This is a genomic window from Algoriphagus lacus (assembly GCF_003583985.1).
GTDB lineage: Bacteria > Bacteroidota > Bacteroidia > Cytophagales > Cyclobacteriaceae > Algoriphagus > Algoriphagus lacus.
This window is the reverse complement of record NZ_QXML01000009.1, coordinates 81,113-100,796: the sequence shown is the minus strand read 5'-3', so window position 1 is coordinate 100,796 and position 19,684 is coordinate 81,113. Positions and strand designations below refer to the sequence as shown.

At 38.5% G+C, this 19,684-nt stretch carries 17 protein-coding genes; 7 read left to right on the top strand and 10 right to left on the bottom strand.

The genetic code is table 11. From position 1 onward, the window contains the following. Positions 1-87: 87 nt before the first annotated feature. The gene (locus D0X99_RS16530) at positions 88-621 is read right to left on the bottom strand and encodes a protease complex subunit PrcB family protein (RefSeq protein ID WP_119478964.1); all 534 of its coding nucleotides are present in this window, start codon (positions 619-621) and stop codon (positions 88-90) included. Between the two features lie 295 nt (positions 622-916). Here D0X99_RS16530 and D0X99_RS16525 point away from each other — a divergent pair, with 295 nt between their 5' ends. Continuing rightward, positions 917-1,705 (top strand): glycoside hydrolase family 16 protein, encoded by a 789-nt coding sequence (locus tag D0X99_RS16525; RefSeq protein WP_199708126.1) that lies wholly within the window; start codon positions 917-919, stop codon positions 1,703-1,705. 47 nt (positions 1,706-1,752) lie between these two features. Here the strand turns inward: D0X99_RS16525 and D0X99_RS16520 are convergent, their stop codons facing one another. Continuing rightward, a complete protein-coding gene (locus D0X99_RS16520) occupies positions 1,753-2,430 on the bottom strand; it encodes a hypothetical protein (protein WP_158587722.1) in 678 nt (225 codons plus the stop codon). 290 nt (positions 2,431-2,720) lie between these two features. On the opposite strand from D0X99_RS16520, the gene D0X99_RS16515 reads away from it, so the two are divergent. Next, on the top strand, positions 2,721-3,350 hold the full coding sequence (locus tag D0X99_RS16515) for a response regulator transcription factor (RefSeq protein WP_119479028.1): 630 nt from the start codon (positions 2,721-2,723) through the stop codon (positions 3,348-3,350). A 477-nt stretch (positions 3,351-3,827) separates the two neighbouring features. Further along, complete coding sequence (locus tag D0X99_RS16510; protein WP_119478962.1) at positions 3,828-4,670, top strand: MDR/zinc-dependent alcohol dehydrogenase-like family protein; 843 nt, start codon at positions 3,828-3,830, stop codon at positions 4,668-4,670. A gap of 158 nt (positions 4,671-4,828) precedes the next feature. Here D0X99_RS16510 and D0X99_RS16505 read toward each other — a convergent pair whose 3' ends face one another. Then, positions 4,829-8,218 carry a sensor histidine kinase gene (locus D0X99_RS16505; protein WP_119478961.1) on the bottom strand — a complete coding sequence of 1,130 codons (3,390 nt, stop codon included), beginning with the start codon at positions 8,216-8,218 and terminating at the stop codon, positions 4,829-4,831. Positions 8,219-8,642: 424 nt separating this feature from the next. On the opposite strand from D0X99_RS16505, the gene D0X99_RS20775 reads away from it, so the two are divergent. The 3 genes from D0X99_RS20775 (at position 8,643) to D0X99_RS20435 (ending at position 11,337) form a co-directional block, all read left to right on the top strand. Continuing rightward, a complete protein-coding gene (locus D0X99_RS20775) occupies positions 8,643-9,284 on the top strand; it encodes a Crp/Fnr family transcriptional regulator (protein WP_119478960.1) in 642 nt (213 codons plus the stop codon). Between the two features lie 32 nt (positions 9,285-9,316). Continuing rightward, positions 9,317-9,823, top strand: a complete 507-nt coding sequence (locus tag D0X99_RS16495; RefSeq protein WP_119478959.1) for an outer membrane protein — start codon at positions 9,317-9,319, stop codon at positions 9,821-9,823. A 1,364-nt stretch (positions 9,824-11,187) separates the two neighbouring features. Beyond that, positions 11,188-11,337 carry a hypothetical protein gene (locus D0X99_RS20435; protein WP_158587721.1) on the top strand — a complete coding sequence of 50 codons (150 nt, stop codon included), beginning with the start codon at positions 11,188-11,190 and terminating at the stop codon, positions 11,335-11,337. An 85-nt stretch (positions 11,338-11,422) separates the two neighbouring features. Here the strand turns inward: D0X99_RS20435 and D0X99_RS16490 are convergent, their stop codons facing one another. Next, positions 11,423-11,947, bottom strand: a complete 525-nt coding sequence (locus D0X99_RS16490; protein WP_119478958.1) for a hypothetical protein — start codon at positions 11,945-11,947, stop codon at positions 11,423-11,425. Positions 11,948-12,110: 163 nt separating this feature from the next. Here D0X99_RS16490 and D0X99_RS16485 point away from each other — a divergent pair, with 163 nt between their 5' ends. After that, a complete protein-coding gene (locus D0X99_RS16485) occupies positions 12,111-13,298 on the top strand; it encodes a TlpA family protein disulfide reductase (protein ID WP_158587720.1) in 1,188 nt (395 codons plus the stop codon). 123 nt (positions 13,299-13,421) lie between these two features. Here the strand turns inward: D0X99_RS16485 and D0X99_RS16480 are convergent, their stop codons facing one another. The 6 genes from D0X99_RS16480 to D0X99_RS16450 all read right to left on the bottom strand — a co-directional run bounded on the left by D0X99_RS16480 (position 13,422) and on the right by D0X99_RS16450 (position 19,566). Continuing rightward, complete coding sequence (locus D0X99_RS16480) at positions 13,422-14,771, bottom strand: S41 family peptidase (protein ID WP_119478956.1); 1,350 nt, start codon at positions 14,769-14,771, stop codon at positions 13,422-13,424. 350 nt (positions 14,772-15,121) lie between these two features. Further along, positions 15,122-15,754, bottom strand: coding sequence for a hypothetical protein (locus D0X99_RS16475; protein ID WP_119478955.1), 633 nt, complete (start codon positions 15,752-15,754; stop codon positions 15,122-15,124). 110 nt (positions 15,755-15,864) lie between these two features. Beyond that, complete coding sequence (locus D0X99_RS16470; RefSeq protein WP_119478954.1) at positions 15,865-16,449, bottom strand: Crp/Fnr family transcriptional regulator; 585 nt, start codon at positions 16,447-16,449, stop codon at positions 15,865-15,867. Between the two features lie 339 nt (positions 16,450-16,788). Next, complete coding sequence (locus D0X99_RS16465; RefSeq protein WP_119478953.1) at positions 16,789-17,490, bottom strand: CPBP family intramembrane glutamic endopeptidase; 702 nt, start codon at positions 17,488-17,490, stop codon at positions 16,789-16,791. A 651-nt stretch (positions 17,491-18,141) separates the two neighbouring features. Continuing rightward, positions 18,142-19,011, bottom strand: coding sequence for a hypothetical protein (locus tag D0X99_RS16455; RefSeq protein ID WP_119478951.1), 870 nt, complete (start codon positions 19,009-19,011; stop codon positions 18,142-18,144). Between the two features lie 147 nt (positions 19,012-19,158). Continuing rightward, positions 19,159-19,566, bottom strand: coding sequence for a hypothetical protein (locus D0X99_RS16450; protein WP_199708124.1), 408 nt, complete (start codon positions 19,564-19,566; stop codon positions 19,159-19,161). Positions 19,567-19,684 lie beyond the last annotated feature (118 nt).

Below are 19,684 nucleotides of genomic sequence, written 5' to 3'. Positions count from 1 at the left end.
AATCAAATTAGCGAGGTCTTTTTTCAAACGCGTTGGCGATTTGAAATAAAAACCTCTGGGATAGTATCCCAGAGGAGTAATGAATTCCTATTCAAAATAAACTTCGATAGGCAGGTTGGTTTTTGGAATTTTCAACCAAAGATTAGGATTGGTTATTACCGTCAGCGTAACTCCTGACTCGACTTTTTCTTTAATTCCGACGACCAGCTTTCCATTTGACTCCCAAATTTTGGTTACCTCAAGGGTATACCCTGAATTGGAGCGGATACCGCTGAATACAGCAATTACCGTTTCCGATTCCAGGTTGACCTGAGGAAAATCCAAGGGATTTGTTGAGTGCTGGGCCCAAATAGCGTTCAACTCCGGGGAACTGTTAGCTGTCATCACGCTTCGCTTTTCGACCAAGGTATACAGCCCATTTTGAATGACTGTATGAGTTATTAAACGGGCATTGGAACCCACCCCGACTGAAGTTGGAATTGGAACGCCTGAGGAATTAGAGAAACTTTTACCCATCAATTCCAGTGCTCTGGGAGTGTCAGGCGTCTGTTCTTCTTCACAAGAAGCCAAAATTAAGGTGGCAAAAAGTGCCAGGATGAAAGATAATGTTACTTTTTTCATAGAGTTTTTATGGTTTTAAAATTTAAGATCAAAACGGTGCTGTATTTCACCTTGCTACAGGAAAAAATGTGAATAGGTCACAATTCAACATATATTAGACATAGGTCTAATAAATTGATCAATACTAAAGGCGTTTTTCAAGGACCAATCAGTTTCTGCAAATTCGCAACAAAAAAAAGACATCCAGACACCATTAATTTTAATCATTATCAGATCCCTAGTTCTAATTTTTATTCAAGCTACTATCAGTCTGAATTTGTTTGCTCAGGCTTTAGATCAGCATTTCGAAAATGCTATGTTAAAATCAAACTATAAGTTGATCCTCAACGAAACATTTGAAGAACCTCAGCTGAATGAGCAAGTATGGATTCCTTATTATTTATCCCATTGGAGTTCACGAGAAAAAACAAAAGCCAGGTATGAGCTCAAAGATGGATTACTGCATCTAAAAATAGACCACAATCAGGAACCCTGGTCGAAAGAATTTAATGGAGACATCAGGGTTTCTTCTTTCCAAACCGGAATTTTTTCAGGTCCGCTAAACAGCAAAATTGGCCAACATCGGGTTCATCCTACCTGCGTGGTAAGGGAGGAGCAGGTAAGCGAAAGGAAATTCCTAATGCATCACGGCTACATTGAAATTCGGGCCAAAGCCTCTGCCCACCCTACCAATGTTTCAGCACTGTGGATGATAGGCTTTGAAGACAAACCGGAAAATTCCAGTGAGCTTTGTATTGTTGAAATTAAGGGCTGGAACATTGAAAGCAATAAGGCAATCATTGGATACGGAATCCGGAAATTTCAGGATCCCAAGCTAAAGGATGAGTTCTATGAAGATCCTTTTGAACTTGATGTCACTGAATTTCACACCTATGGAGCAGAATGGAGTCCGGAAAAAGTAACGTTCTTTCTTGATGGGAAAGTAATCAGAACGATTAATCAATCCCCTGACTACCCAATGCAAATGATGTTGAACATCTATGAAATACCAAAGGCTGAAAAAACTCGGAATCCGGAACATTATCCTCAGGAATTCATAGTGGATTACATTCGAGTCTTTGATCTGAAAAACAGCAATAACTAAGTGATGAAAAATAAAAAATGGCCGATTTTGTAAATCGGCCATTTGATTTATTGATTGTTCGATTTTAAGGCATTGTGCTCAAGTAGCGTTTTACCTTCCTTATCCTCTGCTTTTAGCCCAACAAAATCTTCCTTTGAATTAAAGACCCAGCCATTTTTCGGCCCGGAACCCAGCAGTAATCTTCCCCCGGGGTGGGCGATTTGCAATCCTCTGGAACCGTCTTCCAAGATGAACATGTGCATGGACTCTCCCACTTCAGGATCATCCATTCCCAATACTGTTCGATATTTTCCCTCTTTGGTTTTGGAAAGTCCGAAGCCTGCATATTCATGGCCTTTTTCGTCAAAGACTGCAATACCGGCAGACTCAAATTGTCTTACTCCGGCACTGGGGTCAGGCAATCTTTCTCCGATCGCCATCCGGTCATATCCCGCTTCATTAAGGAAAACTATTCCTTCCGCCTTGTTATAAAAATCATTTTTATACCGATCAGCGAATTCTGCACCTCCCCTTTCAGCAGCCCATTCCTTAATGACTCTTTCCGGATTATCCCTGAAGCGATGCTTTGATTCAGGAATTGGATAGCCGATCAACATCCTTTCCCTACCGGATTCATCCACTATCACCAGACCTCTCACTCTTAAAAGGTCATCCACCGATGGTTTGAAAGAGGAAAAGAAGACAAAGCCCAGGAGTAAAAGATTGACCGTTAAAAGCAATTTCATCCAATGGAGCTGATTTTTTAATTCTTTTGTTTCGTTTTGCATAATGATTGTTTTATTAAAGATTCATCTGGAGGGATGCACCTGTGAAAAAAATGGTTGCTTGAGAAAATGCAGAAAACCATTGTCAGTAAGAGAATTAGACCTGTGTCCATTATTTGGGAGATGGGACTTTTGGATGGCATGAGTTCAAAGGGAATTCAGAAAAATTTTTCAGCAAGATCATATCCCCCATTTTGCGGTATAACAAAAAACCTTATTATCCAGTAAGTTGCATTGTAAATCAGATGAAAATGGAATTTCAAAAACGGGTAGTATTAATTGAAGATGATCGGGAATTAAGAGACTGTTACAAACTGATGATCAAATCAGTTGATAAATACCTGTTCATAAATGCCTATGATAGCTGTGAAGAGGCATTTGCCAACATTTCAAAAGACCGCCCTGAAATCATCTTGATGGATATTCAGCTTTCCGGAAAAATTTCGGGAATTGAAGGGACCAAATACATCAAATTAAAACACCCACACATTGAAGTGGTGATCATTACGGTCTACGATGATTCTGAACTGGTTTTCGAAGCATTAAGAGCTGGAGCCAGTGGCTATTTGACAAAAAGTTACAATTACCTTGAACTGGTCAATTCACTGGATGAACTTACCAAGGGTGGGGCACCGATGAGCGCAAAAATCGCCCGTATGGTCATAAACAATTTCCACTCCAATCCCAACTCTCCTTTGTCGGAAAGAGAAAAAGATGTGCTTAAACTGATAGCAGAAGGGAAGTCCTATTCCCAGATTGCCGATCTTCTTTTTATTTCCAAAGAGACCTCCAAGACCCATATCAAAAACATCTATTCAAAGCTCCAGGTAAATTCCAAATCCGAAGCCATCGAACTGGCCAAGTCTAAAAGATACATTTAAACCCTTTCGGGGATTTCCCAATTCATCCCCAAATTCCTGTAATCATTTTAACACCACAAGGCCAATCCCCTTCTTTAAGGGGTACTTTTTTATCATTATTCCCCCAAATCAAGTGATAAATTAACTTAGGTTAATTTTTCTCAGACTTTCAACCCATAGTTTTGATTTATATGGAAACAGAATCAACAATGTGATTCAAAAGTCCACTTTTATCAATCTTCCAATTAATTCAACTATGCAGACTTTTCAAAAACCAAAACTTTTTCCCCTCCATCAGGAAACTAACCTCCTGTTCAGAGCCGCTTGAAGAAGACTCCTGATCCTATTTGTAAAGGTAAGGGAACCTTACTTTCGGATTTACTCCTGTAAGCAGTTCTGTTTTCATTTGATTGTAAAAGGATCAGGTTGGCCTGAGCCAGGAACTTAAGGAGGAAAACGCAGGCCTTTTCCTGTTCCATCTATTTAAACTAAACCACTATGAAAGAATCAATTAATCTCCAATTCCAACAAGGATTTGAAACAGAAATTCTGTTTTTCAGAAAATCTCCCGGATTCAATCCGGCCAAGCAAAATTTTTCTTCCAACCAAAACGAATCCAACCATGCTGACGGCTCCCATAAACCAACTGGATTTGAACTTAAAGAAGGTTATTTAGGCATAAATGAAATTCTGGTATTGGTACTTGTTTCCAAATCAATTTCTACACAAACAGAGCGGCTGAAATTTTCAAGAAACAGGAAAAGAATCAGGGTATTTTCAGGAATAAAGAACCTAAATCCAAGAATTGAAACTAAATCAGAGATTGCTTTTTCTGGAATAGTTATCAGAAAGGGTAAACAGGTAATTGAATTTCAAATTGGCGATGAAGTCCTAGGCTTTGTGAAGATTTCCAAAACCTCTTCCGGATCCCATTTAAAAATCGGCGATTTGGAACAGGTTTTCCACAAACCTTCAGATTTAACTTTCCAGGACTCGGTTTCTATTTTGGCTAAGGCAAGTCTGCTTGTTGACCTGTTCAAAAAAGCAGGGAAACTGACTTACCCAAATTCCAAAACCTTGATTCTTTTTGGGGAAAAGCTACAAACACTTTTACTGTTGAAAATCTGTGGACAGTATCATAAGCAAGTTTGGACAAATTTCCCATTGGAAGAACTTGATCCGGAAGATCTGCTCAGGGAATCAAAGACCATATTCTTAGGATCGATTGAAAACGATTTGTACGCAGAAAAATTCAATTTCATTTTTGATTTAAATGGAATCCTCCCAAACCAAAAAGTAAAGGAATTACTGGAGACCCCAGGAGTCTATAGCTGTCCTTAAGAAACTAAGGAAAAACTTCTGGAATGGTCGACCAAAAATAGAAGTGGCAACACAAGCATTCAATTCTCAATTTGATCAAGCTGCCTCAATAAGATTGAACAACCCTTAATTTTTAATCCGAAGAGGAGACCGGGTTAATTCCAGCTCGATGAGTCCGATTAATCAATAGGAATCAGGATTCCAATCAGGGTCCCACGCTCCTTTTCCCGAAAGACAATTGTTCCACCGGACCGTTGTGATCTAAACTGAATATTTCTGAGTCCCCGGCCTTTTCCAAAATCAGACCGCGACAAACCAATCCCGTTATCCAAAATCAGGAAATAGATGTTCCTACCTTGTTTTCTTACAAAAAAATCACATTGGCTTGCTTCAGAATGCTTTAAAACATTAGTCATCAGCTCTTTCACCACTAGCAAAATGTCCCGAACCCGATTGGGCTTGATGGGAATCGGAGAAAGGTTACTGGAAAAATAATTAAAGGAAATGGCCGATCCATCAAAGAGTTGCTCTCCAAAATCTCTGATCTGAATACTCAATTCATCCAGATTATTGTTGGTTTCGTCCAGTGACCAGATGAAGTCTCTGGTGTCCCGATAGAGATTTTTTGCGGTGACTTCCACTTTTTGAATGGTGGTTTCAATTTCAGACTTAGAGGATAATTGGATTTTGGCCATGGAGACCAAGGCAATAATCCTGGCAAGTTTATTCCCGACCTCATCATGAAAATCTCGGTAAATATTTCTGTATACACCGACAAGTTCATTTTTCAGACTTTCCCTCTCCGTGACATTTCTAAGATTTAAAACATATCCGGAAAGGTGAGAGCGTTCATAATCGAATACTTTTTTACCGACAATTTCCACTGATATCTCTTCATTCGTCTCCGCATGCTGGAAGGGAAGTAATATTGACGGATTACCGGATTTTTCAGAATCGGATTGATTTAAATAATCAATCAATTTACCCACTTCAAGTTTGTCACTAAAAATTTCATGTATACTCTTCCCTTGAACTTCCCTGGCGGATATCCCCAAAAAATCCTTGATGCTATCTGAAATGAGGTTTATTCTAAAGGAGGTGTCAATGAGGCAAACGATATCATAGGTATTTGAAGAAATTATTTGCTCATTCCGTTGAAACCGATTCTTTTCCCCAATGGTCTTGAGCAACTCCAGATTTTTGTTTTCCAAATCAAAAGTTCTTGACTTGATTATATTTTCGAGGTTCTGGTTTATTTCCGCAATGTCTTTTGTTCGATCTGCTACAAGTTGGGCCAGTTTTTTGTTTTTCTGAATATTCCTTCTTTCAAAAAAGTGAAGCAGGAAAAAGAAAAATGCCCAAATCGTTAGAAACGCAAGTATTAAACCTACTGGAGACCTCCAAAACGGCACTTTGATTTGAACTTTCAGGGGCAGTTTTTGCTCCAATAGTTCACCGTCCAAATACCTTACCCTAACGGACAGGGAATAATCTCCGGGCGGAATATTTGTAAACTGAACTGACTCTCCGGATTGCCAGGGTCCCCAGGCATCTGAAAAGCCATTTAATTTAAAACTGTATTCAACTTCCTTTCCGTTTTGAAACACCACATGATTGATGGTAAAAAGCAAGTTGTTCATTTCCGGCTCCAGAGTTAATGTGGAATTGGCGATACCACCCAACTCCGGTCTGGCTGTAGGTAACTGATCATTTACCTGTAGCGACTCCAAGAATGGCATTGACTTTTTTCTTGGCCTATAGGAGTCTTTTACCAAAAACAGCTCGTTTATGGTGCCCAACAAATAATCTCCGTTTTTAAAGAAACGGAAGGAGTTAAAGGGAACTTCGTAAGCTTGAAGTCTTTCATCATATACTCTGTATGAACTGTCCTGAAAATACAACTGAGGTCCAATTTCAGTTGCAAGAAGAAGCTGCTTTTGCGGTCCAAAACCAATGGATAAAATAAGTTCTCCAATTCGGGAGGGAATTTTCATGAGAACCTTTTCCTGAATGAGATCATATAAAAGTGCTTCACCGTTTGAATTTCCCAACCAAATCTCTCTGGAATTAAATGGGGTATGGTAAACAATTTGTCCCTGAATTTCCGGATTTGAAAATTTATAGATTTGCCCATTTTTCCAAAGGAAAAGATCCACCGAATTTCCGAATAGAATCAAGTCTTCATTTAGATAGGATATTTGTGAGATGTTGGTGGGCCTGATTAGGTCATTTTTGAATACTTTCCTGATATTCAGTTTACTGTCCAGCAAGAACATCCCGTTCAGTGATCCAACCAAAAGCTCTTGATTTGGTAAAGGGACAATTCTTAGGACTGAACCAAACAATAGCCCATCAACCTCTACCTTTTTAAATTTAGGATCTCCAAACTTACCGGTATAAAAAACCTGCCGGCCTCCCAAATAAATCTTTCCTTCTTTTGTAACGGCTCCTGCTTCAAAATTTGGGAACCAGGGCTTATCCGGTATCTCAAATTCTTTAAGTGATCCTGATTCATACATCCAAGCTGAATTCATGGTCACTACAACGGTAGAGTTTTCTTTAGCCGGATTTGCAAGAAGGTTGGTGACATACCCTAAACTCTGTCCATTATTTCGGATTTTCAGAATGTCCTGATCATACAATTTAAACAGCCCCTCTTGATAGGATCCCATCCAAATGGTACCATCGGGAGTTTTTAGGATTTTAGTAATCTGAGAATTTGCCAAGTCCGACAATCCGGGAACCTCAAAAACACCTTCATCTTTAAGTTGAAAAAGGCCTTTTGGACCTGACATCCAAATCCTGTCATTTTCTTCAAGAAAGGCATAAAAGCGCTGATCCGGTGTTAAGGAAAAGCTTTTAATGGGATTCAAGTTCAAATCGGTAAACTCAATTTTGCCAAATCCATAAAAAATGAGCTGTTTATTAAAAAAAAATGCCTTATCGACCGAAAAGCCTAGATCAATGGGTTTATCCAAAACTTTTGTCTTGGGATTATAAAAATAAACTTTCCCCTCCATATCAATCCCTAACCACATCGAGTCTGAAATTTCCAGGAACTCCTTAAGCGGAAAGGGAAAAGGTTGAGTCGCTTTGGAATATTCACCCTCCTCATCTTTTTCCAAAAGAAGAGATTGTTCACTATTTGACAGGATAACCCTTTCTCCCGACAATTCTCTGAGCAAATACACCATGAAATTTCCTGAAAAGGCTTCTTTCGGGTACTCCCAACCGTATTTATAGTGCCATACCCCAGTATGATGAACGAAGAGAACCTCATCATCAAAGGCCACAATACGTCTTACAACCGGAAAGTCTGAGACAGAATCCGGTAAAAGGGGTTTAAATCGCTTACCATTATAGACCAAAATCCCCGATCCATAGGAAGCCAAAATTAATTGACCCTGATTGTCGTAAGCAAGGTCATAGATGTAACTGGGGATCAAACCCTGGCTTCTGTCCAAACGGATAATCGAGTTCAGTTCAGGTTTGGTATCCGACTGAAAAGCGGAAGCCGTCAGGACTAACAGGGAAAATAGAATTCCGAAAAGTACTATAGATTTTTTCATCGCAGCAGGCAGGTTACAAAGTAAGGGGAATAAACCTTTCCATCAGATCACCCAATTTAAGGTATTGAAACTCACCAATCAGGCCTCATCAAATTAACCAGACATTGCATTTGGTCACCGATTGTTCCTTGGGGTTTTCGAATAGCTAAAAAAAAGACGTGAAAGCTGATACAATTGGCAATCTCTCAAAAAGAAGGTGGAATTTAAAAGCATAAAAGGGTGAAAAAGTAAGTAAATCCTATCAGGAAATCCTCTTGGAAAAACTGATATCTCTTTAAAATTTAACCCAATTTGGGGGTTTTGAGCCCTGATTGCTCAACCTACTTTTACCCTCTCAATCCTGGCTAAGCCGAATTTAAGAATAGTTCGAAAGCTTTTCAACAACGTCCGAAACCAGGCAACTCTTTTATGGAAACGAACCACTATGATAAAAGCTAATCATTTGAAGCTTTTTGAGACCTATCTAAGAAGTCTTAACCTTTTCAAGGAAGAGGAAATTCAATTTCTTAGCGAAAGAACCAGACTTAAAAGATTCAAAAAGAATGAATTTTTTATCAAGGAAGGAGAAAAGTGCGAGGACTTTCTATTCGTTACAAAAGGCATCTTCAGATCCTTCTTTTCCCCAAATCAAAGTACATCCATAACCCATGGCTTTACTTTCGAGAATAATTTTCTCACTTCCCTATCCTCCTATTTAACGGGGGAAGAATCAGAGGAAAACATTCAGTCCATTGTCAACTCAGAGGCAATCGTATTATCAAAGGCTGAATTAACCATTCTGGAAGAACAACATTTAAGCTGGAATAAATTTTTAAAGATTTACTCCGAAAAGCAGTTTTCCCGGATGGAAAAAATTATCCGGATAATATACCAGGAGGATGCCGAAACACGGTATATGAACTTAATCAAGCATCAACCGCACTATTTCCAGCATTTACCACTAAACCACATTGCCTCCTATTTAGGCATTACCCAGAGACATTTGAGCCGAATTAGAAAAGGCATAATGACAAAGGAGAAAAAAATGATCCTGGTAGAAAAACAGGCTCAAAAAACAATAAACTAAACACTAATTAATTAAACCAATTTACTACTCAAATGAAAAAAGCAACTTTTGTATTAATCCTGTTTTTCAGCGCAATTTCTTTTGGAAAAGCTCAAGATTTAGGACACCCTAGATTCGGTGTCGGATTCCAATCGAGCTTCCCATCTTTTGGACTAAGTGGAAAATATGATTTCACTGAAAAACATTCTGCCCAGGCGGTCTTAGGTTTTTCAGGGCCTTTTACCTCGATCTATGGTCGATACCTTTATAATTTCCAGGAAAAAGGAGATTCATTTGTATACAAGCCTTATTTACTTGGACAACTAGGGACTTACTCATACAAATACACCACATTTGATGATCAAGGTAATCCGAGAAGTGAAAGGGAAAATCATATCGGATTTGGTGTGGGTGCCGGCATTGAATTTCATGTACCGGAAATCACAGATGCAGTTAGACTAAATATTGAACTTGGATTTAATCAGGTGGGATTCGAATTCTACGATTACAGCGGCTTTTTAATAGGTATAGGCGGCCACTATTATTTCAATACAAAGTGATCAAAAAAAAGGGCTTAGGCCCTTTTTTTATGGTATTTTATCAATAAACAAGTCTTCGGCATAACAAAAAAAGAAGACTCTAAATCCTATGACACAAGGTATTCATACCTTCAAAGGAAAAATAGATTATCCCAATATCATATCTGTCTTATTTGACTTAATCAAAACCATATAAAATGCTTCAACACCATAGTTTTCTTTGTGAAGAAGAGAAAACAAGAAGAAGCACCAATAAAATGGTCAACCAAATTGGCTCAGGAGAAAAAAAATAAAAAAAGAAGTACATAAATTAATATTGCTCCGAATGCTGATTGTCCCAGTTTTTTTATACTCGGTTTATACATAAACTGCTGTTCTTCAGATTAATTTACTTTACCTAAAAAAATCAAAAGGAACAATTCCTATTCGTTTTGAAGAAATTCCTATTTAAAATTAAAGTCTCAAGGAATAAATTCAATGGACCAGTGACAAAGAGGAAATATAATTAGACATAGGTCTTAGTGATTGACATAATTTTTTCTCCAAAAAGAAAGCTGTCTTTGGAAACAGGAATAGAAGCTTTAATAAACTGGATGATAATTGAATGGTAATAACATGAAAATTCCAAAGTCCCGTTCAATCCGGCATTGTTAATTGGAATTGAATTTATTTTTCTTTCCTCTAAGCTTAAATCCAGATGGATGGCCTGACCTCACTCCTATCCAAAAAATGGAGGGATCTCTGGGTTTGGGGGGCTAATTCTCGCAGGACATTTGGACATGGCGATAATGGATTTTAACCCATTGGGCAGAATCCTCCCAAAAGCTTTTGACTCCATAAAAAAACAGGCTTAAATTCTCATTCAGGTAAACTGAAAGTGGTATTCAAAGGACCTAAATTGGATCCTTGTCCCTATGCTACAAAACCAATACAAAGAATAAACCGCCTCAATTTCATTATCCATTTATTGCACGCCCTTTACCTGATTGTTTCTTGCATGGACAGGAATCTTGAAAATTTTAATCCTGCAGTTAACAAAGAATGGATAGAACTGGCAATAAGAAACCAGGAAATGAGATCCCGAAACGTGAATGGAGTCCATTCAAGAATACCTTTGAATACCGAAAAAAAACAATTGTTTTCTCAGCTGGGAGAGAAATAAAATCCCCTAAAGGAATGTTCAATGCTTTCGTGATTCCCAAGAAAACCCTTTTTCCCTATTGTGAAAAGATTGATCTGCGAAAGTGCATAGAAGTATGATTCAGTAAATGTTCTATCCCAAATGGCCTGAAAGGAAGGTTATTTGGAATCTGAACCAACAAGGGCTGCGAACTTGGATAAGAATATCTGAAAAATAAAGAGATCTAAAAAACAGTACTTAGAACGTGTGCCTCAAAGAAGTAGAAGTCTTAATTGGGTACAGACTGAGAGGTTTGGATAAAGGAGTAGAAAAAGATCCCTATGGATTGGCTACACCTGAAGAACTTTTAAAAGAAACTGCCATCAAATCCAATTCCTTGGAAAATCTTCCATGATGTTTACCAAAAAGATATCCGCTCCAAACCTCTGAAGTAAGAATTTGGAGCGGAAAATTAGCAATACCGGAAAATCAAGGTTTAATTAATCTATCGGCAAACGGAATGAACCCTCAGTAATGACAATCGATTGATTGGAGTTATTTTCTCTAATCAGAGTACCACTAAAAGTACCCTGAGCAATATTATTGCTTAAAGAGGTAATCGTAATAACAAAATCAGGGTTTGTACCGATTTGAGAATTGTAAATTTCTGTTCCGGATAAAGTATATCGGAACACCATGTCGATCCCTGGATCAGTCTCCTTAAACTCCCCGGTAGCAATTGCCACATCCTCTATTCCGAAAGAAAATGACGGATACTCGGAAGAAGGGGTGTTACCTGCAAAACCAATGAATAATCTAGGCTCCCGAACACTTGTGGCTGATTGGGAAAATAAAATTTCCTGACCGGATATCTTTCCTTTGACAAAAAACTCTCCCGTAGGTTCTTCATCCTTTTTTTCGGAACAGGAACTAAACAACCCCACAACAAGTACCATTAAAAACAAGGAACCCAAGGTTGCCATACCTAGGTTCTTAAACTTCTGAATTTTTATAATTGTCTTCATAAGACAAATATCAACAGGCCTAGATTCTTTAAGAAGTCAAACCCGAATCCAGTGTATTTTTTTGGACCTGTGTCTAAAAGGCTTCGCTTCAAGAAGAAGTAGGGAATTTTAGTGGTTTTTTTAAGTGAAGAATATGATACCTTCCAAAAAATATCCGGTCCTCATGAAATCAACCAAGGTATTCTTTTTCGTCTTTCTTGGATATCTGTTTCTATTGCCTGATGCATTCTCTCAGGAACAGCCAGCGTTGTCAATTTTGGATTCCATGGTGAGTAAACTCAAGTCTCTGAATTACTTTGAATACCAGGCAAAACACCAGCAAAAATACTTCGACAGCAAGGACACCCTAAGAACAGATTGGTACAGCATCAAGCTGCAGAAAGTACCAAACGATTCAACCTTAAACTTCAATTTAAAGATGACTCATTCCAATGAGAGTCGCATCTACGATGGAGAAAAACTAAGTTTAGTTTGGCCACAGGAAGAACTTGTTCAACAATTCCCTGTCTCAAACACTAAAAAAAATTTCTTTACCAATAATATCCGAAGAGAGCTAATTCCCAGATTTTTTTATGAAGAGTTACCGTTTCAATCTTACTTGGAAAGGGGAACCCTTACTCAATTTTCGGAAACTGAAAATCAGGGTAAAAAGTATTACAAGCTCCAGTTCGACTTCCCTGTGGACGAAGAAATCACACGTTTACAACGAACGGTATATATCAATTCAAAGACCTACCTCCCTGAGGTAATCGAAGGATATGCCGAATTCATGAAAATTCAGCAAGAATGGTCTTTACTCGAAATCAATTATGAAAAAACATCACCTGGAAAAGAGAAATGGGAAGTAGAAAGCTATCCGTTTGCATACAAAATTGAATATCCCAACATTAACCAGAATCCAACGGTGAACTCCCTTTCAGTTGGTGCACCAATTTCTGAGATCAGAACATTCAAACTAAATGGAAAGGAATTCCTTCTCAACTTTCCTCAATCAGACAGTACGCTTTATCTGGTCGACTTTTGGTTTGTTGGCTGTGCTCCTTGTATAAAGGCCATGCCCGAGCTGGAAAAACTGCATCAAAAATACCAGGCATCCGGACTACAAGTAGTGGGGTTAAACCATTTAGACCAAGGACGGTCAGAAATGGTTACTCAGTTCAAGGAAAGACTTCAAGTAACCTATGATTTATTTTTTGTTCCCCAGGAGATCCCCGAACAGTGGCAGGTAAGAATATTCCCCACCATCTATTTAATAAAGGGAGGAAAGGTTGTTTATTCCAAAGTTGGCCATAGGGATGAGGATATTCCTGTTTTGGAGGAACAAATCCTAACCCATATACCAAAACATTAAATACAATTCCAGAAGAACAAAATCCACCGGGTATTCACTAGTAAGAAATTCAATTTTCCGATGAATACTAATCCTTAAATCAAGCTAAATCAATTCTTTCCAAAGCAATTGTCATTGCTGCCCTTATTTTCTAAGGATGGACTCCAGCATCTTCTTGGAATCCAGTCTATCATACTCCATCATAAGGTCAGGCTTCACCGGATCCAATGGACTCGAACCACTTGGCCTAACCAAGTAGAAACGAGGAGCAATCATAGGTAGACCGGAGTGAGGCATGGATGAGAATTGAATCGCTCCTGTTTGACCACTCTTTCCACCAGTAGGTTCTCCAACGAGTCTTCCGAAACCATAATCCTGGACTGTATTTGCAAATAAAATTGCAGAGGAGTAAGTATAGGGGCCAACAAGAACAGACACGTCACCTAAAAATCTATTGTCAAGTTTTGGCGCAGGCTGAATCAATGTATCAATTTCCCCTTCTATTACAGTACCGATTACCTCTCCGGGGTCTCTAAATCTTCCCAAGATTTTCTTTTTATAGCTAGAACCCCATCGGTAAGGTTGATCAGCGATGTACTTCAGGATTCCATTCATCCAATATTCATCATCTCCTCCCCCATTTTCTCTAACATCAATAATTAAATGATCAATCTTTCTTTGGGTGAGTGTGGTAAATACAGAATCCATGAAATCATAATAATCTTTTGAGTTTTCCCACCCAAATTCATTAACAGTCACTACTGCATTTTTTTCATCAAGAATTTCAAAAGAAAAAACCTGATCGAACGTCGCAGAATGGTAGAATTTGGGAAGAGCGGAAATTCCATTGGCCTTGATCATTTTCACGTCACCGCCTTTTCTCAATTCAACCTCATAAAGCTTACTTTCTCCATAAAAGAGCATATGAAGGAGTGCAAACTTTCTTTGAAGAAGAACTTGCCTATGTTTTTCAGAATCACCGTTAATTCGTGGAGTCAATTCATTAAGAATATCTGTTATAGGCAGGTTATTGATTCTTGTAATGGTATAGCCGGCAAACTCGGTAGGCTCACCAGCCAGCTTACTTTCAATCACTAAGTCTCCCTTGTCAAAAACAACTTCAAAAGGAAAGAAAACACCACCTTTTGAAAGGTAATCCTTTACGACACCACCGGTGATATGTCCCACAATTAAATGACCATCTGATAACTGACTGTTAAGGGAAGAAATTTCCCTCCAAAATTCCAACACGGTCATTGGAGCGGTAATACCACTTTTTATCCGTTCAACTTCCTCGTAAAAGTGGTCAATGTCTTTAACGGTATAAGATAGATCAGGATGAGTAGCATGAAGCCAATCCATCCACACATCCACATCATTCTTTAGCTGCTCAGCCTGGATTTCCTTACCCAATTTTTCAAAAGGACTTGTTTGAGCCAAGGAATCGGATAGTATGCTTAGGAATAAGGATACAATTAATATGCTTTTTTTCATTTTCTCTTGATTGTTTTACACGTTTTCTAAAAACTCAGTTCACAAAAAATCCTAGAACAAAAGTGCTTCAACAGAAGAACATGATTGCGGGAAACTCTTACGATACCTTTGTGATTCAATTACGGACGAATCTTCAAAAACTTCTAAAGATCGACCCCGGCGGATTTAAATAAGGACTTTTACAAGAAGCACCTCTCACTTACTGCTGCAAATATCCCGAAGATCTCTTGATCAAAATTCCCCCAAATTGCGGTATAATAAAATCAATGCGGAACCTGCAATCAAAAATCACTTTACTTGTAAATAAGTCAAACGTTTAATCCATGACTTCACAGGGACATCCTTATTGTTCAAAACTCTTTTCTGATAAACAAGCCATGTGCATCTATCCATTCAGTACTGGTATTGACCCCTTCACTATAGGTATATTGGCCAAGGTCCAATCCATAACCAAATTGAAAGGATCTGTAATCCAATCCTATGCGTAAGGACTGCTCACTTACATTATGACGCTTAAAATTAAAATTTGAGGAAGCGATTAATTGGATAAAGACACCAATTTTATCATTGACTTTAGGACGGAATTGGATAAAAGCAAAAAGATCAGCATTAGGACTGTCTTGTACCTGAATACCAGGAAACAAACCAATCAAACATTTCTCAGACAGGTAAAAATAATTGAGGGCAATAAGTGGAGCGAATCCATACTGGGTAAGGAATCCTCCACCCGAAATCCCCAGATTCTTCCCCAAGGTATAATTTACAGTAGAATAATTCAGGAATTGGGAATTGGCTGAATTTTCGAAATTGATCCGAAATCTGTTGAAACTAAAGAAACTGAACCGGGAACTATCTGCAAATGGTTTTGACCACCAGACTTCATGGTTCATGTAGTTCTCAGTGGCGAAAAACTCACCAACAACTTGGGCATGGCTTGAGGAAACTGAAAAGGCAAAGAAGACAAGAAACAGGTAGTTTCGCATAGGATAGCTTAAGGTAATTTTTATTGCAAATCTACCTGTCCAGGGACCGAAGGTTCATTGAACTAATTCAATAATGTAGATTGAAGTAGTTTAAAAACGCGCGAAAAGTTCTAGACAACACCTCCCCTGCGTTGCCTTATTTTGCTCAAAAATTCCGGGCTGACACCCAGGTAAGCCGCGATTTGGTATTGAGGAACCCGTTGGGCAAGATCCGGGAATCTGAAGACAAATTCCTCATACCGCTGTTCAACCGTATTACTAAGACTTTCAAAAAGGCGGTGCTGAAGAGATGAATAGGATTTCTGAAGATAGATTCGAAAGCTTCTTTCAAACGCAGGAAAGGTCTCAAGTAACATGTTGGCATCCTCCTGATAAATTGAAAAAACCACTAAATCCTCCAAAGCTTCAATCGTTAAGGATGCTGGATTTCCTGACAAAAAACTTTCGTAGTCGCTGGTCCATTCGTTCTCCTTCACAAACCTAAAAACAAATTCTTTCCCGCTTAAATCGGTAAAATATTCCCTGACCAATCCAGAAACAATAAAAAAATCAAATCTGCAAGGTTCTTTTGCCTGAATCAAAAATTGCTTTTTCTTAAAACGCTTGATTTTCAAAAATTTGGAAAAATAATCGGCCTCTTCAGAAGTAAGCGGAGCAAATTTTCTTAAGCTTTCTAATACAGGTGAGTAATCCATGTCACATAAATAATTAAAATGCGAAAAACAATCTCTAGTGAAAGATTACTTCTAACCCACGCGAATTGGTCAAAAGTTCATACTGGGTCTGCCTACTTTAACCATCGCTAATTTATTTATCCTACTCTCAATAGCGTTTTTAGCCTGCATAATATAAACTACTGCCAGCTTATTAGTGCAGTATTAATTGAAACACTTATTCGACACACCCATTCCGATCGGGAAATCTTCAGAGAAGGGATCAACGGGGCAGCATCTGATTTCTCATGGCAAACAATGCACCTACCACATATTGATTCAAGGATTAGGATTTCAAACCTCCCTATATTACAACGTGGGCTATTGAAGAACAGACAAAATAGCTACCATCGCGGAGAGAATCACTAACCAATGAATGATTATATTAACTGTAAGTGATTTAAGCCATAAAAATAAAACTCCGAAAACGAGCCCCCACACGAAAAACCACCAGAATTGATCCAAAGATTTCAACCCATGCTGAAAAATAAAAGGGATACTAGCCAGCAAAACAGCTAACCATTTGTTCAATTTCTGACTGATCAGGGATTGAATTGCATAGCCCCGGTAAACCAGTTCCTCCGCTATGCCGGCAAACAGCCCCATAAAAATGAAAATCACTCTTGCTGTGGTGGTCTTTGGGCTCAGCGATATTATGGAATTCAATTTCTCTATATCTACAGCAGAATTAGCCAAAGCCAATTCAATAAATCCCATCAGGGAAAAAGCAAAAACCAAATATCCCAAAACCAAATAAATGGTTTGCTTTTTGGAAAGGGTGTAGCCGATATCCGACCAAGTCCAACCAGAGGATCTTAAAACTCTTGAAATCAAGAAAATCTGAATGGCGTACCATCCGGTAATGATCAACCAAAAGGCATTAAAAAAATCAAATCCCAGATCTGTAATTAATGTACGCTTCAATAACAACAGCGAAATTAATGTAGCGATCAAGGGAAAACCTAGAAGTACGCTTAGAATATTAGGGTAAGAAATTCGTTGGGCTGATAAAGAAATCTTCATGGTACAGTAGTGTTGGATAGTTTGTCGGCAAAATTATCCAACCTTACTGCAATTCGAGTTACCAAAGGGTAATTCTCAAATTTTTCCTGCCCGGATCCTACTTAGACTCTGGGGTGTAATTCCCAAAAATGAGGCTAGGTATTTTAAAGGAATTCGATCCAGGCCAGGCCTTTTCTCGAGCATTTCCAAATATCTGGTTTTGGCTGATTTGGTTAACAGATCGATTTGTTGCTGCTGCTTATCATTAATTGCCTCTTCACTTGCCAAAAGGGACACCTTAAGTCCAAAATTTCCAGACAGCATTGTTTTCTGAAAATTCTGATAGGAAACCCTAAAAATTTGGGAGTCTTCAAAAAGTCGAACCTCAATTGGACTGGGCTTTTGTGAGGTAAAAGACAAGTAATCATTCAAAAATTCGTTTTCCAAGGCGATGTCTACACAAACTGAATTTCTTTCAGTCGAGAGAATAGCCCCTCCACTACCTTTCAGGATCAAATTAAAATACCCTTCTACCGAATTTGACTGCTTTAGTATGCTTTCTTTGGGTAAATCACTAACTGAACCAAGATTTTCAAAATTCTTCCAAACCTGGAGATCCAGTTCAATAATGGGGTCAAATACCTTCTTTAAAATAGGTGCAACCATTGAAATCTACTCATCATTCCTTTTTTCAGTCAACCAAGCCAATGCTGAAAAGTAACCAAGAATAGGAGAAATCCCATACCCCATGATCAATACGGGGAAATTTCCAAAGGAAGCACTGACCAGTAGAATTAAAAAATAAACTCCTATGGCATACGAAAGTACTGGTAAATCCCTTCTTGGAACCAAGAAGAAAGGAAGAGGCACAAAAATAAGAGAAACCAAGGCCAACCCCATCCAAAGCGGATGCAAGGAATAAGCCATCCCCAGGATGCCCTCCACATAATCCACTGGGGCAAGTTCATCTAAATAAATCCAGGAGTAGGCAGAAGCAGCTAGACTTAAACCAACAAATAATAAAACAAGGGATTTGTGTTTAGCTTGAGCATGGAGTACCATCAATGATGCCCCTCCAAAGGCAGTGACTTGGGATGCATCAGGCTGGAATAAAAATATCAACAACACGAATCCAACCGTAAAAAATGAAATCAAAGGCCGTTTAAGTTTTTCTATCGCTATCAAAATCATGGGACCGAAAGCCAAACCGATGTTCAGCTGAAAACCAAGTACATTAATCCATCGATTCACGCCTGAAAAACTATCCTCCACTAAGGTTAATCCCAGCAATAAGAACCCAACAACAAGAAAGAGCAAAGGATTAACTCGATCAAACAGCTTTCCCTTTTGATTCCAAAATATCAGGCTCAAACCTAAAACTAACCCAACCCAGTTGGTAATTGCAAAAACAGAAGCAACGGAAAAATAGGCCATGGTAATGGACCCCATCAGCGAGAGCCAAATTATTCCAAGCAATAAAATCAAAATAAGACTAGTTGGAGTTCTTGACTTGGAGATCATTTTACCGGAGAAGCTAAACATAAATCAAAAACCTTGGAGGTAGAAAATGACTTAAGGAGACGAAACTGTTAAACTACTCCCTATCAAACCTTCTCATCTTCAAATTCCTTTTCCGGCAATTTAGAAAATCCACTTCCAACATAAGCTCATAAAACGATTCCTGGCAACTTACTTCAAGCTTTTCAGCATTTTTTTAACCTCAGCCAAAAAGGAAATTAAAATCAATGAGGTAGCCATGCCAAAACCAAAGACTCCGATATTAATTCCCAAAACAGTTTTCTCCGTTCCATCCTCATACCTCATATCCCCACCGTAAGTATCCTGTAAAAGAAAGGCGATTAAAAATCCACCCATAACCAAAATGCTTAAAAAAGCACTCAGTTTAGTTTCGTTCTTACCCCAAACCAAAAACAAACAAAACAATCCGATCGTGGAATTAGTGATTAGCTGCCAAACCTCATGGATCCTTGCATGAGGAGTCCAATCCGGACTAAAAACATGAGTGTCATTAATCTCCAAATACGGCACAATTACAGCATATAATATCACAGATAGGGAGATTGCAATTTTTTTCATGGGATATTTAGAACAAAGACATTTATCAACAAAGAATACAGATAGGAAAACCAGTAGAAAAAGTGACTAACTTCTCTCTTGCGTGTAAATTAAAGATGATTAAGCATCTCTAAATGCC

Excerpts from the sequence above, each read along its gene's own strand:
- D0X99_RS16530 (WP_119478964.1), bottom strand. The coding sequence starts at position 621 with ATGAAAAAAGTAACATTATCTTTCATCCTGGCACTTTTTGCCACCTTA.
- D0X99_RS16525 (WP_199708126.1), top strand. The coding sequence starts at position 917 with ATGTTAAAATCAAACTATAAGTTGATCCTCAACGAAACATTTGAAGAA.
- D0X99_RS16520 (WP_158587722.1), bottom strand. The coding sequence starts at position 2,430 with ATGAAATTGCTTTTAACGGTCAATCTTTTACTCCTGGGCTTTGTCTTC.
- D0X99_RS16515 (WP_119479028.1), top strand. The coding sequence starts at position 2,721 with ATGGAATTTCAAAAACGGGTAGTATTAATTGAAGATGATCGGGAATTA.
- D0X99_RS16510 (WP_119478962.1), top strand. The coding sequence starts at position 3,828 with ATGAAAGAATCAATTAATCTCCAATTCCAACAAGGATTTGAAACAGAA.
- D0X99_RS16505 (WP_119478961.1), bottom strand. The coding sequence starts at position 8,218 with ATGAAAAAATCTATAGTACTTTTCGGAATTCTATTTTCCCTGTTAGTC.
- D0X99_RS20775 (WP_119478960.1), top strand. The coding sequence starts at position 8,643 with ATGATAAAAGCTAATCATTTGAAGCTTTTTGAGACCTATCTAAGAAGT.
- D0X99_RS16495 (WP_119478959.1), top strand. The coding sequence starts at position 9,317 with ATGAAAAAAGCAACTTTTGTATTAATCCTGTTTTTCAGCGCAATTTCT.
- D0X99_RS16490 (WP_119478958.1), bottom strand. The coding sequence starts at position 11,947 with ATGAAGACAATTATAAAAATTCAGAAGTTTAAGAACCTAGGTATGGCA.
- D0X99_RS16485 (WP_158587720.1), top strand. The coding sequence starts at position 12,111 with ATGAAATCAACCAAGGTATTCTTTTTCGTCTTTCTTGGATATCTGTTT.
- D0X99_RS16480 (WP_119478956.1), bottom strand. The coding sequence starts at position 14,771 with ATGAAAAAAAGCATATTAATTGTATCCTTATTCCTAAGCATACTATCC.
- D0X99_RS16475 (WP_119478955.1), bottom strand. The coding sequence starts at position 15,754 with ATGCGAAACTACCTGTTTCTTGTCTTCTTTGCCTTTTCAGTTTCCTCA.
- D0X99_RS16470 (WP_119478954.1), bottom strand. The coding sequence starts at position 16,449 with ATGGATTACTCACCTGTATTAGAAAGCTTAAGAAAATTTGCTCCGCTT.
- D0X99_RS16465 (WP_119478953.1), bottom strand. The coding sequence starts at position 17,490 with ATGAAGATTTCTTTATCAGCCCAACGAATTTCTTACCCTAATATTCTA.
- D0X99_RS16455 (WP_119478951.1), bottom strand. The coding sequence starts at position 19,011 with ATGTTTAGCTTCTCCGGTAAAATGATCTCCAAGTCAAGAACTCCAACT.
- D0X99_RS16450 (WP_199708124.1), bottom strand. The coding sequence starts at position 19,566 with ATGAAAAAAATTGCAATCTCCCTATCTGTGATATTATATGCTGTAATT.